At 68.5% G+C, this 12,783-nt stretch carries 12 protein-coding genes; 8 read left to right on the forward strand and 4 right to left on the reverse strand.

All coding sequences use genetic code 11. From position 1 onward, the window contains the following. The first annotated feature begins 2 nt into the window (after nucleotides 1–2). Together WFJ01_RS17125 and WFJ01_RS17130 are read left to right on the forward strand one after the other, a co-directional pair. Nucleotides 3–791: a response regulator transcription factor gene (locus tag WFJ01_RS17125; RefSeq protein ID WP_336629807.1), complete on the forward strand. Its 789-nt coding sequence runs from the start codon at nucleotides 3–5 to the stop codon at nucleotides 789–791. Further along, the gene (locus WFJ01_RS17130) at nucleotides 788–2,299 is read left to right on the forward strand and encodes a sensor histidine kinase (protein ID WP_336629808.1); all 1,512 of its coding nucleotides are present in this window, start codon (nucleotides 788–790) and stop codon (nucleotides 2,297–2,299) included. Before WFJ01_RS17125 ends, WFJ01_RS17130 begins: the two co-directional genes overlap by 4 nt. Nucleotides 2,300–2,313: 14 nt before the next feature. Here WFJ01_RS17130 and WFJ01_RS17135 read toward each other — a convergent pair whose 3' ends face one another. Genes WFJ01_RS17135 through eda form a run of 4 tightly spaced genes read right to left on the reverse strand, consistent with a single transcriptional unit; the run spans nucleotide 2,314 to nucleotide 6,038 of the window. Beyond that, on the reverse strand, nucleotides 2,314–3,465 hold the full coding sequence (locus WFJ01_RS17135) for a mannitol-1-phosphate 5-dehydrogenase (protein ID WP_336629809.1): 1,152 nt from the start codon (nucleotides 3,463–3,465) through the stop codon (nucleotides 2,314–2,316). Further along, on the reverse strand, nucleotides 3,462–4,415 hold the full coding sequence (locus WFJ01_RS17140; protein WP_292886545.1) for a phosphoglycerate dehydrogenase: 954 nt from the start codon (nucleotides 4,413–4,415) through the stop codon (nucleotides 3,462–3,464). Before WFJ01_RS17140 ends, WFJ01_RS17135 begins: the two co-directional genes overlap by 4 nt. Before the next feature lies 1 nt (nucleotide 4,416). After that, nucleotides 4,417–5,382 (reverse strand): shikimate dehydrogenase family protein, encoded by a 966-nt coding sequence (locus WFJ01_RS17145; protein WP_336629810.1) that lies wholly within the window; start codon nucleotides 5,380–5,382, stop codon nucleotides 4,417–4,419. Nucleotides 5,383–5,399: 17 nt separating this feature from the next. Further along, on the reverse strand, nucleotides 5,400–6,038 hold the full coding sequence (gene eda, locus WFJ01_RS17150) for a bifunctional 4-hydroxy-2-oxoglutarate aldolase/2-dehydro-3-deoxy-phosphogluconate aldolase (RefSeq protein ID WP_292886539.1): 639 nt from the start codon (nucleotides 6,036–6,038) through the stop codon (nucleotides 5,400–5,402). Nucleotides 6,039–6,276: 238 nt separating this feature from the next. Between eda and WFJ01_RS17155 the strand changes: the two genes are divergently transcribed. The 6 genes from WFJ01_RS17155 (at nucleotide 6,277) to WFJ01_RS17180 (ending at nucleotide 12,780) form a co-directional block, all read left to right on the forward strand. Beyond that, nucleotides 6,277–7,167: a MurR/RpiR family transcriptional regulator gene (locus tag WFJ01_RS17155; protein WP_251439101.1), complete on the forward strand. Its 891-nt coding sequence runs from the start codon at nucleotides 6,277–6,279 to the stop codon at nucleotides 7,165–7,167. Nucleotides 7,168–7,441: 274 nt separating this feature from the next. After that, nucleotides 7,442–8,485, forward strand: a complete 1,044-nt coding sequence (locus tag WFJ01_RS17160) for a sugar ABC transporter substrate-binding protein (RefSeq protein ID WP_251439099.1) — start codon at nucleotides 7,442–7,444, stop codon at nucleotides 8,483–8,485. Between the two features lie 90 nt (nucleotides 8,486–8,575). Next, a complete protein-coding gene (locus WFJ01_RS17165) occupies nucleotides 8,576–10,042 on the forward strand; it encodes a sugar ABC transporter ATP-binding protein (RefSeq protein WP_336629811.1) in 1,467 nt (488 codons plus the stop codon). Next, nucleotides 10,039–11,031, forward strand: coding sequence for an ABC transporter permease (locus tag WFJ01_RS17170; RefSeq protein ID WP_292886530.1), 993 nt, complete (start codon nucleotides 10,039–10,041; stop codon nucleotides 11,029–11,031). Before WFJ01_RS17165 ends, WFJ01_RS17170 begins: the two co-directional genes overlap by 4 nt. Next, nucleotides 11,028–11,903, forward strand: coding sequence for a sugar phosphate isomerase/epimerase family protein (locus WFJ01_RS17175; RefSeq protein ID WP_292886527.1), 876 nt, complete (start codon nucleotides 11,028–11,030; stop codon nucleotides 11,901–11,903). The genes WFJ01_RS17170 and WFJ01_RS17175 overlap by 4 nt, the downstream gene beginning before the upstream one ends. Further along, nucleotides 11,896–12,780, forward strand: a complete 885-nt coding sequence (locus WFJ01_RS17180) for a sugar phosphate isomerase/epimerase family protein (protein ID WP_292886524.1) — start codon at nucleotides 11,896–11,898, stop codon at nucleotides 12,778–12,780. The genes WFJ01_RS17175 and WFJ01_RS17180 overlap by 8 nt, the downstream gene beginning before the upstream one ends. The last annotated feature ends 3 nt before the right edge of the window (nucleotides 12,781–12,783 follow it).

Below are 12,783 nucleotides of genomic sequence, written 5' to 3' on the forward strand. Positions count from 1 at the left end.
TCATGGCCGACATCACGACCGAGTCCGGCGCGACCGCCTCGATGCCGCTCGGGCTGCCGCCCATCGTGCGCGCGGACGGCACCCCGGCGCGGGCGCTCGTGGTCGACGACGAGCGCGCGCTCGCCGCGGCCGTCGGCGATTCGCTCCGCACGGACGGGTGGGAGGTGCGCGTGGAGCACCGCGGGCGCAGCGCGCTCATCGCGGTGCGGGAGTTCCAGCCCGACGTGGTCGTGCTCGACATCATGATGCCCGACATCGACGGACTCGACACGCTCGAGCGGATCCGCGCGATCCGGCCCGAGATCCGGGTGCTGTTCCTCACCGCGCTGGACGGCCACGACGACCGGATCGCCGGGCTGCGCGCGGGCGGCGACGACTACCTCACCAAGCCCTTCGCGATCGCCGAGCTGCAGGCGCGGGTGCGGGTGCTGGCCCGCACGGCGGCGGCGATCGGACGCCCGGCGGACGCGCAGCTGCAGGTCGGCGACCTGTCCGTGGACAAGGCCGCCGCCACCGCCGAGCTCGCAGGGTCCCCGCTCGAGCTCACGCCCACCGAGTTCGAGCTGCTGCTCCTGCTCGCGAACAACGCGGGCAAGGTGCTGCGCCGGCCTCAGATCCTCGAGGCGGTCTGGGGGTACGACTTCGGCACCGAGTCGAACGTGGTCGAGGTGTACGTGTCGAGCCTGCGTCGCAAGCTCGTGCCGTCGACGGCGCTGAGCCTGGAGACCGTGCGGCTGGTCGGCTACGTCCTCCGCGTCGCCGATGCGTCCGCTCCCGGGGGAGGGGCATGAGGCGACCGCGCAGTCTTAGCCTGCAGGTGGTGCTCATCGCGTCGGCCCTCGTCGCCGCGGTGAGCATCGTCGTCGGCGTGGTCGCCGTGGTGTCGCTGCACGACTACATGCTGGGCCAGGTCGATGCGCGCCTCAACGGCGCCGCCGCGCGCGGGGCCGACATCGCCGGCCGCCCGCCCGGATCCACGACGGCGACGCCGGGCCCGACGCCGCCGTCGCCGCGTCCCAGCCGCGATGAGGTCGTGGGCGCCCCCGGCCAGTCCGGGGGGACGATCACCGCCGTCTTCCGGGACGGGGTGTTCGAGCTCGGCGGCTGGATCTCGGTCGACGGGAAGCGCCACGACCTCACATCCGCCCAGCAGAAGATCCTCGCCGCGCACCTTCCCACCGGATCCGCCGACCGGACCGCACCGGTGACCGTCGACCTCGGCGGCTCGCTCGGCTCCTACCGGGTGGCGTCGCGGACCACGCCCTCCGGCGTCGCGGTGGTGACCGCGCTGCCGCTCGACCTGGTGTCGGCGGCGACGGGGCGGCTGCTGCTCGTGGTGACCCTCGTGGGCATCGTCTGCATCGTGCTGGCCGTCGCGGCGGCCGCCGTGGCGATGGGCCGCGCGCTGCGGCCCCTGCGTCGCGTCGCGCACACCGCCGCGGCTGTGACCGCCGTGCCGCTGGACCGCGGCGAGGTGCGCCTGGCCGAGCGCGTGGACGCCGGCGACATCGCCTCGACGAGCGAGGTGGGCCAGGTCGGCACGGCGCTCAACGACATGCTCGACCACGTCGAGCTCGCCCTCACCCAGCGCGAGGCGAGCGAGTCGACGATGCGCCGGTTCGTCGCCGACGCCAGTCACGAGCTGCGCACCCCGCTGGCCACGATCCGCGCCTATGCGCAGCTGTCCGGTCGCCCGGACGCCGAGGAGGCGGAGGTGCGCGGGAACGCCGCCCTCATCGACGGGGAGGGGGTGCGGATGGGGGCGCTCATCGATCAGCTCCTCCTGCTGGCCCGCCTCGACGCGCTGCCCGAGCTCGTGCAGGACGACCTCGACCTGCGGCTCCTCGTCGCCGAGGCGGTGCTCGCGGCGCGCCTCGCCGGTCCGGCGCACACCTGGGTCATGGAGCTCGGAGAGGATCCGGCGCTCGTGCGCGGCGACGCCGGGGATCTGCGCCGCGTGCTCGACAACCTGCTCGGCAATGCGCGACAGCACACGCCGGACGGCACCACGGTGCAGGTGCGGCTCGACGAGGTGCGCACCGGGGACGCGGCCGGGGCGGTGCGCCTCACGGTCGCCGATGACGGTCCCGGACTCCCGGAGAGCGTGCGGGAGAGCGTGTTCGAGCGGTTCGCCCGCGGTGAGACCTCGCGGTCCCGCGACGGTGGGGGCGGCACGGGACTCGGCATGGCGATCGCGCTCGCCGTGGTCGAAGCGCACGGCGGCACGATCGCGGTCGGGCCGGGCACGGGCGCGACGTTCGTCGTGACGCTGCCGGCCGCCGAGACTCCCCGGCAGTAGCTCCCGGGCGGCGGTCAGTCCGACAGCACCGCCTGCCTCGACGCGACCTGCGCGAGGACCGAGGCGAAGAGGGGATGTCCTTCGTGGAGCCCTGTCACGGACTCGACCACCTCGTCGGCACGCGATGAGCGCAGCATGTCCTGCAAGCGCATGGACTGCGGATCGCGGGGGTCGTCGAAGGCGAACGCGGCTCCGATCGCCGCAACCAGTGCATCCACCGGGAGACCGAACTCGACGGCGGCGGCGGCCGGGCCGATCAGGCGTTCGTGACGGGACAGCTTGCGCAAGGGCTCGCGGCCGACGCGCATCACCGGATCCGGCAGGAGCAGCGGGTTGTGGAACCGCTCGAGGATCCGGGCGCGGTACGTCGCGAGCTCCTCCGGGTCCCATCCGTGCTTGCGGGCCAGCATGGCAGAGGTCTGCGCCATGACATCCGAGACGCGTGCGGAGATCGACGGATCCTGCAACGCAGCGCGGACGTCGGCCGCGCCGATGAGCGCTCCGAAGTAGGCGGCCGTCGCGTGCCCCGTGTTGACCGTGTAGAGCTTGCGCTCGATGTACGGGGCGAGGTCGTCCACGAAACCGGCGCCCGGCAGGTTCGGCGGATCGTCGCCGAATGGGGCGCTTTCGATCGTCCACTCGAAGAACGGCTCGACGACGACGTCGACGGCGCCGTCGCCCGGCTGGGAGGGCACCAGACGATCGATCGCCGTGTTGGCGAACACCGCGTTCTGCAGCTCCGCTTGTGCTCCTTCGAGGTCGGCGATCGCGCGGCGCAGCTTGTCGGTGGCTCCGATCGCGTTCTCGCACGCCATGACCTGAAGGGGCGGCAGAGCGCCCGGTCTGGTACGGAGCCCCGCCGCGATCAGCGGCGCGACAGCCGCCAGGGCTGTCGGACCCACGGACGTCGTCACGACATCCGCGGTCTCGATCTCCGCCACCACGGCGCGCGGATCCTCCGCGCTGTCGATCGCGCGGAAGCCCGTCACCACCGTGTCGACGCCGCCGGGGCCGGCCTCGTGCACTGTGTAGCTTCCCGCGGAACGGACCTGTTCGATGAGCGTGCGGGCGACATCGCAGAAGACGATCTCGTACCCGCCGCGATGCAGCACGAGGCCGATCAGACCTCGTCCGATGTTCCCCGCGCCGAAATGGACGGCCTTCATGAGAGGGATCGCGCCGCGGGAGCCGTGTCGGCCGTCAGCGCGGTGATGAGGTTCGTGACCGCCTGCTCGGTCGCACGGCGCACGCTGGCATCGGTGTAGCCGCCGACATGCGGAGTGAGGATCACTCGGGGGTGCGAGAGCAGTGCGTCGAGCACCGGCGGCTCCTGGTCGAACGCATCGACCGCATAGGCGCGCAGCGCACCGTCCTCCAGCGCGGCGAGAACGGCCTCGGGGTCGACCAGGGCGCTGCGGGCGGTGTTCACGAGCACGGTCTGCGGGCGGAGCGATCCGAGCAGCGTGGCGTCGACGAGCGGGCGGCCGTCGGCGCGCGGAGGCGCATGGAGCGTGATGACATCGCATTCCGCGAAGAGGTCGTCGAGCTCGACACCGTCGACGCCCGCCATATCGATCGTGGCGAACGGGTCGTAGGCGAGAACGTTCGCTCCGAAGGCGAGCACGATCCGGGCCACGAGACGTCCGATCGCTCCAAAACCGACGATGCCGACCGTTCTGTCCGCGAGCTCCCGCCCCAGACTGCGTGCCCATCGTCCGTCGTGGAGCGCGCGATCCGCGGCAGGGATGTCGCGCAGTGCGGACAGCATGAGCGCGACGCTGAGCTCCGCGACGCCGCGCGAGTTCGCACCGCGCGCGAGCTCGACCGCGACGCCGTGGGCTCGTGCGGAATCCAGATCGAGGTTCTCCGCCCCCACCCCGTTGCGCGAGATCACCCGGAGGCGATCGGCCGCGTCCAGCACCGTCGCAGGCACCTGCTCGACCCCGCACAGCCAGCCATCGATGCCCGGGACCAGTTCGATGAGCTCCTCGACGTTCGGCAGACGACCGGCCGGGCCCGAAACCAGCTCCCATCCGCGTTCGCGCAGGGGCGCCAGGTCGGCGGCGTCGTCGAGCCCGGAAGCGGTCATGGAGCGCGGGGTGACAAGGATCCGCATGTCAACGCGTCGATTCTGCGAGGGCGACGAGCGCGTCGAACGACGGACCGGAGGGCGGGATCTCGACGTCGAAGACCTCGGCGATCACCTGGGTCCAGCCATGGATGAAGTACACCCAGCCGTCGACCACACGCAGCCCGCGGCTCGGAGCCTGCCGCCGTGCCTGGTCGAGGAACACGAGGTCGCCGCGGTAGTTGAGCTCCCACACGACCCCGTGGCCGGGGAAGACCCCCTCGTCGGTGAGGGGCGAGCCGGGCGCGTCCTTGCCCAGGCCGGTGGCGTTGATGACGAGCGCACCTGCCGGCGCCTCGGCCAGCACGGCATCGTTGTCGGCCGGGACGGGGCAGAGGCGCGTGACGAGCTCGGTGTCGGTGCCCGATGCGGTGTGCACTCGGCGCAGAGTCTCCAGGCGGGCGGCGCTGCGGTTGGTCACGACGATCCGCTGGGGGCGATCGTCGCCGCGCTCCGGGCGCGACAGGTACCAGTCGATCGCGATCGCCGATCCTCCTGCGCCGAACACGATCACATCGGTGTCGACCCGGCGGAAGTGCTCGGCCGGAAGGGCGGCGTCGAGGGCATGCCCGGCAGTGATCGGATCCTTCGCGTGGGCGCGGAAACGCCCGTCCCGCTTCGAGAGGCAGCTCACCTCGTCCATCAGTTCGGCGAGCGGGTCGATCTCGTCGAACAGATCCTTCGCCGCCGCATAGAGGTCGAGCTTGTGCGTGGTGACCAGAGCACCGAGGCTCAGCTCGTCGTGCTTGAGGAAGTCGACCACCGCGCGGTAGTGCTCGGCGGGAGCGTGCAATGCGAGATCGATCCCGACCATCTCCACGTCTCCCAGACCCAGATGCTCCGCCCAAAGCGGAAAGACCCGACGGATCGACGAGCTGCCGGTCGTGACACCGATGAAGTAGAAGGTGGGTTTGCGTGCGGGCTCGAGTGTGTCCCAGGTGAAGGTGAGAGGCATGAGTGCTCCTGTCGGCGTCATGACCGGTCCGCGGCGATGCGCGCGGCCTCGGCGGCGGTGCGGGCGATGGTGGTGAAGTCGCCCGCGGAGATCGCCGGGCGAGGTGCGATCCAGGTGCCGCCGACGGCGAACACGTTCGGCAGGCTGAGGAACTCGGAGAGATTCGCCGGGGTGACTCCGCCAGTCGGCATGAAGGCCACGCCGAGCGAGGAGAACGGGCCCGCGAAGCTGCGCAGCGTCGCGCCGCCTCCGTAGTTCCCGGCCGGGAAGAACTTCAGGCGGCGGTGTCCGTGCGCGGCCGCGTCCAGCACCTCGGACGGAGTGACCACCCCGGGAACATAGGGAAGAGCGCTCTCGGCGGCGGCGTCTGAGAGTCGCGGGTGCCATCCCGGGCTCACGCCATAGGCTGCGCCGGCGGCGACCGCGATCGGGATCTGCTCGGGGGACACGATGCTTCCGGCGCCGACGAGGAACCCCTCCACCTCTCCGGAGACCCTGCGCATCGCCTCCAGAGCCGCGTCGGTTCGCAGCGTGATCTCCATCGTGCGGATCCCGCCGGAGGCGAGAGCGCGTGCGAGGGGGACTGCCGAATCCGCATCCTCGATCTCGACGACGGGGATGACGCTGATCTCGGTGACCTGCTCAAGGACGTCCATGTCTCTCCTCGCTCCTGTTCTCACGTCGCTGTCTCAACGAATGGTAGTTAGACTACACAAATATGTCGATATGAGCCTGAAGAGACGAACCGATGCCAGAGATAGGGGCGGAAAAGGTAGTCTGCCTCCACATCATCGAGGATGCTGTAGGCCTACTACCCTCGAACCTGCGGGGAGATCTCGGCGTCGGCCGAGGGGCGCGCACGCGTCGGCCTGCTTGAGCAGATCGGAGAACGGCATGGCGATCGTCGAGAGCGAGGACCGGGGAGCTCAAGGAGCCTCTGTGCTGGAGCGCCTGTCGGGTGAGCTGACGGGACTGCGCAAGTCGGAGCAGAAGGTTGCCGCGCTGGTCCTGGACAACCCGCACTTCGTAGTCGAATCGCCGATGGCCGTCGTCGCCGAGGCGGCGTCGGTGAGCGAGCCGACGGTGATGCGCTTCAGCACGAGTCTCGGATTCGACGGTTTCCAGTCGTTCAAGCTGGCGCTGGCGCAGGCGCTCGCACTCGGGATCCCCGTCACGCACTCGGCGCTTCGCGCGGACGACGACATCGCGACCGTGTCCCGCAAGACCTTCGATCACAGCATCTCGAGCCTCGACCGCGCGCGTCGGTATCTCGACACCGATGCGCTCGCTGCAGCATCCGACGCGATCCTCGGGGCGACCTCGTTGCTCTTCGTCGGCTACGGCGCGTCGGCGGTGATCGCGAAAGACGCGGAGCAGAAGGCTGCTCTCTTCGGAATCCCCTGCTCGGCGCCGGAGGATCCGCATCAGCAGTTCATGGCGGCGATGACGAACGATCCGGGCACCGTCGTGGTCGCGATCTCCAACACCGGGCGGACGGGGCTCGTGCTCCAGGTCGTCGATCATGCGCGAGAGCGGGGGATGACGGTGATCGGGATCACCGGAGACGAGTCGCCCCTGTCCGAGCGCAGCGACATCTCGCTGATCGTGCGGACCTTCGAGGACACGAACACCGTCACGCCGGCGGTGAGCCGGCTTGCCGCGCTCGTGGTCGTCGACGTCCTTGCGACGGTCGTCGCCATGCGTCGCGGGCCCGCTCATGTCGAAGACATCCGCGCGATGAAGCGTGCGCTGGCGCAGTTCCGGAGCGACGACGAGACTGCCTGACCAGGAGGCCAGGCCCCAGCTGTCCGTCATGAGGTGAGGATCGGCCCGCGTCGTGAGGATGTCGTCCGATGTCGAAGAATTTTCTTTTATTTAACATTGTGAGACAGAAGCTTCTGTGGCATTCTTCATCCACCGAGGAGATTTCGCCAGTTCGCATGCCTCCTCGTACCCACTCCCGCGCGATCTGCGCACGACTCATCTGGAGGCCCTCATGTCAGCCACTTTCTCGAGGCGTCATTTCATCGCCTCATTCGCACTGTTAGGCACGGGCGTCGTGGCGCTCAGTGCGTGCGGCACCACGAAAGGCGGCACCCCGTCCGGCACCCAGACGCCGGACATCGAGACGCCGACCAAGCCGATCACCTATACGGCTCCTACTGCGCTCGACGCCGGATCGCAGGCCGGCCTGGACACCGTGACGTTCAAGGGCGGGACTCCGAACATCGCATACCTTCCGATGGGCACGGAGTTCAACTACCACGTGGCGCTCTTCGAGGGGCTGAAGACCGTTCCCGGGGCGAAGTCGTTCATGCTCTCCCCCTACTCCGGCAGCGACCAGGCCGCCCAGATCGGAATGCTGCAGGACGTCACCGCTCGCGCCGACGTCGACGCGATCGTGCTCATCAGCTTCGACGAGCACTCGCTCGCGCCGCTCGTCAAGCGCGCCGTCGAGGCAGGCAAGCTCGTCCTGATCGTGAACTCCGACATACCCAACTACCCGACTCCTGTCCACGGCGTCGTCGGCGTCAAGCAGCGCGCGGCGAACAAGGCCCTCGCCAAATGGGCCATCGACTCCGTCGACGGAAAGGCTCGCAAGGTCGGCGTCCTCGACGGCGAGCCGAGCTACCTTGCGACGGAGCGCGCGGGCGGCTTCGAGGACGGCATCGCCGGCAGCGCCTGGAAGATCGTCAGCCGCGTCAACGGCGGGTGGAGCGTCGACAAGGGCAACACGGCCGCCATGGACCTCCTCCAGGCGCACCCTGACATCCAGGTGCTCTTCGCCGCGAACGACTACATGGCCGAAGGTGCCGCGCTTGCCGCCCGAAGCCTCGGCCGCACCGACCTCACGATCCTCGGCTACGACGGAGACACGGCCGCGATCGAGAGCATCGCCAACAACCAGGGCGTCACCGCGACGACGAACACGAGTCCCGTCGAGATGGGGCGCGCCGCCGGTCAGTTCGTCATCGATCTCCTCAACGCGAAGACCGAGGGCGGCTACGTCAACGGGCCGACCGAGATCGTGACGTCGAAGAATGCGCTGTCGATTCTTCGGCACCCGTCCGATCTCTACCCGGCTCCGTCGAAGAAGTACTGAGCCGTGGCAGTCGAGTCGTCGCAGGCAGCGTCGCCCCCGGCCACACCCTTGTGGGAACTGAGGAACATCACGAAGACTTTCCCCGGTGTCGTGGCCAACGACGGCGTGAGTCTCACGCTGACAGCAGGTCGCGTCCACGGCCTTCTCGGCGAGAACGGCTGCGGCAAGTCGACCCTCATCAAGATCCTCTCCGGAGTTCAGAGTCCTGACAGCGGCGAGATCCTGCACAAGGGCAAGGCGATCGCACTGTCGAGCCCGTCCGCCGCCAGCGCCGCGGGCGTCGCCACCGTCTATCAGGAGTTCTCCCTCATTCCCGAAGCCTCGGTCGCGGAGAACATCTTCATGGGGCGTCACCCGCTGCGCTTCGGCGGGTTCGTCGACTGGGCCCGCATCGACCGTGAGGCCGAGAAGATCCTGTCCGAACTCGCCCTGGACATCGATGTCCACGCCAAGGTCGGAAGTCTCTCCGTCGCCGAGCAGCAGCTTGTAGAGGTCGCCAAGGCTCTCGCCCAGGATGCTGAGCTCCTCATCCTCGATGAGCCGACGACGGCGCTCGGCAAGGAGGAGGTCGAGACCCTCCTCGACTTCCTCCGGCGCATGGCCGGCCGCGGTGTCGCGATCCTCTACATCTCGCACCGGCTCGACGAAGTGGTCGCCCTCGTCGACGACTTCACGATCATGAAGGACGGACGAGTGGTGAGCTCGCCCGGGCAGACGCCGAAGGACGTCGAGTCCATCGTCTCGACGATGATCGGCACGGCGCTGGAGGATCAGTTCCCCAAGGAAGACAACGCGACGGAGGAAGTCGTCCTCGAAGCACGTGGTCTGCGCACCCGCCACCGGGTCAGGGACGCGAGCTTCACCCTGCGTAGAGGCGAGGTCCTCGGCCTCGGCGGAGTCATCGGAGCCGGACGCACCGAGATCGCGCGGGCCGTGTTCGGCGTGGACCGTCTCCTCTCCGGCGAGATCATCGTCGACGGCAGACCGTTGCGCATGCGCAATCCCACGGATGCGATCCGCGCCGGCATCGCGCTCGTCCCGGAGAACCGCAAGTCCGAAGGGCTCTTCTTCAACTTCGCCGCCGGCCCCAACATCACAGCAGCCAGCATCGCAGGCGTGGCACCCGGTCTGCTTTTCAGCCACAGGCGCGAACGCCAGGTGACGCAGGACTACATCGCGCAGCTCGACATCACGAAGAGCGCCGCGACGAAGGCCGTCAACCTCATCTCCGGCGGGAACCAGCAGAAGGTGCTCATCGCGCGCTGGCTCTTCCGCGACGCGCAAGTCGTCATCTTCGATGAACCCACACAGGGGATCGACGTCGGTGCGCGGCTTGCCGTCTACCGCCTCATCAATCGACTGACGAAAGCAGGCAAGTCGGTCATCCTCATCAGCTCGGCCCACGACGAGCTTCTGGGGATGAGCGACCGCGTCGCCCTTGTCCACCACGGCGTCATCACCGATGTGCGCCCCGTCGCTGACGTCTCTCCGGCCGATCTCGTCAGCGCCTCCGAGACGGAGCACGTCTCGGACCGAACGGAAAGTGACCCACTATGAAACGCTCGAGCATCGCCGAATTCCTCGGCCCACTCGTGGCCCTCGCCGTCATCGTCGCGTTCGTCGCGATCACGACCCCGACCTTCCTCGCCGCAGAGAACTTCCGGAACATCGCGTTGCAGGTGGCGGTCCTGTCGGTCGTCGCGCTCGGTGCCACGGTCGTCATCATCACCGGGGGGATCGATCTCAGCCCGGGGTCCATGATCGCGCTTCTCACGATGGTGCTCGCGATGTCGATCCAGCTCAACGGCCAGCCCCTCTGGCTCGCGATCCTCATCACTGTGGGGTTGGGAGCGCTCTTGGGCGCTCTCAACGGAGGGCTCGTCGCCTATCTGCGGATCCCCTCCTTCATCGTCACGCTTGCCGGGCTCAGCGCCTTCAAGGGCATGGCGCTGATCGTCCCGCCCGGCTCGCCGATCTTCTCGCTCTCCGATGACCTGAGCAACCTGTTCTACGGCACGCTCTTCGGGATCCCCCTTCCGTTCATCTACGTCGTCGTCCTGTACACCGCGGCGACGCTCATGATGAACCGCACGAAGTTCGGGCGCGAGATCTACGCCATCGGCGGCAATCAGGCGGCGGCCCGGCTCTCCGGCATCAAGGTGCAGCGGGTGCGCATGAGCGCCTTCGTGATCGCGGGCATCACCGCAGGCATCGGCGCCGTCCTTCTCGCCGCACGCCTCAACTCCGGTTCGCCGAACTACGGTGCGGGACTCGAGCTGCAGGCGATCGCGGGCGCGGTCGTCGGTGGAGCAAGTCTGGCCGGCGGACGGGGACACGTTCTCAACACCCTCGTCGGGACTCTGATCATCGTCGTCGTCCAGAACGGCCTCAATCTCAATGCCGTGTCGACCTCGGTGCAGTCGATCACCATCGGCGCGATCATCCTGCTCGCCGTCGCCCTCGACATCTGGCGGAACAAGCTGACGTCGCTCCTGCCGTTCTTCAGATCTTCGGGAGCCCAGGCGCAGGTGCGGGAGGCGTCGTGAACACGATCGGAATCCATTCGCTCGTCTTCACCCCGACATGGTCGGAGGAGAGCGTCCGCCCGGTCTTCGAGACCGCCCAGGAGATCGGCTACGACTGGATCGAGTGCCTCATCATGGACGCCGATGACATCGACACCGCCTTCTCCCGGCGCCTCCAGGAGGAGTACGGGATCGGGGTCATCACGACCATGGCGGGCAACCTCGCCGCGGACATGGGCAGCGCCGACCTCGAGGTCGTCGCCAGATCCGAGAGGCTCCTCCACCAGTGCCTCGATCACGCCGCCGCCATGGGCTCGCCCTTCATCAGCGGGCCCGGCTTCTCGGCCGTCAACCGCTACACGGAGCCGCCAGCGCCGGCGGCGATGGACCGTGCCATCGAGATCTACGGCCGCGTGGCCGACCGTGCTCGTTCGATGGGTCTGAGAGTCGGCCTCGAAGCCCTCAACCGCTACGAGAGCAACTTCGTCAACACTCTTGGCCAGGCGGCCCGCATCGTCCGTGATGCGGGACCCGACGTCCTCTTCGTCCACGCCGACCTCTTCCACATGCGCATCGAGGAAGGCAAGTTCGCGGATGCCGTCGCGGACGTCGCCGATGTTCTGGGATACGTCCACATCGCCGAGAGCCATCGGGGTGCGCTCGGCACGGGGAACACGGACTGGGCCGACTTCTTCAAGGCTCTCGCGGTCGCCCGCTACACAGGTCCGATCACGTTCGAGAGCTTCTCCCCGGCCGTGCTCGGCCCCGACTGGGCCGGAGCTGTCGCGCTCTGGCGGGACCCGTGGGATGACCCGGCGGGCATCGCACTCTCGGCATACATGCAGATCCGTGACCACATCAACAACACCGCAAGGGAGATCGCAGATGCGTGACGACGCGAGTGCCAATCCGCTGGGCGTCCACATGTTCGTGTTCACGTCACAGTGGGACGAGGATAACGCGCGCAGGGTGTTCGAGAACGCCGCTCGGGCCGGATACGACAACGTCGAGATCCTCATCCAGGATGTCGAGCGCCACGACAGCGAGCTTGCGCGCCGCATGTCTGAAGAATTCGAGTTGGGAGTGGTCTCCGCCGTCACAGGGACCATCGAGGCGGACCTCGGCAGCAGCGACGCGGCTTCAGTCGCTCGCGGTGAGGCCCGGCTCGTGCGCGCCATCCGGCTTTCGGCGGAGATGGGCGCCACCGCGATGGGCGGCCCCGGATTCTCGGCGATCAACCGCTACGCCGGGCCGGTCTCCCCTGAGGCCTGGGATCGTGTGATCGAGGTCTACTCCCGTGTCGCCGAACATGCGCGGAAAGAGGGCGTTCGCGTCGGTCTCGAACCCCTCAACCGGTACGAGAGCAACTTCATCAACACGCTCGAACAGGCCGCCCACGTCGTGCGCAACGCTGGTCCGGACGCGCTCTTCGTCCACGCCGACATGTTCCACATGTCCATGGAAGAGGGCTCCCTGCCACAGGCGATCGAAGCGTGCGCTGACGTCATCGGCTATGTCCACCTCAGCGACAGCAACCGAGGCCCGCTCGGCGAGGGGAACGTCGACTGGGACGCATTCTTCGGCGCACTGCACCGCGCGAGCTACACGGGGCCCATCACGTTCGAGAGCTTCTCTCCCCAGGTCCTCGGATCGGACTGGGCGGGCGCGCTCGCGATCTGGCGCGACCCGTGGACCGATCCTCTGCAGGTCGCTGCAGACGCCAACGCCTTCATCCGGCGGCACCTCGCTGCCGCGGCCCGGGAGGTGTGAGCG

Source organism: Microbacterium sp. MMO-35 (assembly GCF_037147555.1).
In the GTDB taxonomy this organism is placed as follows: Bacteria; Actinomycetota; Actinomycetes; order Actinomycetales; family Microbacteriaceae; genus Microbacterium.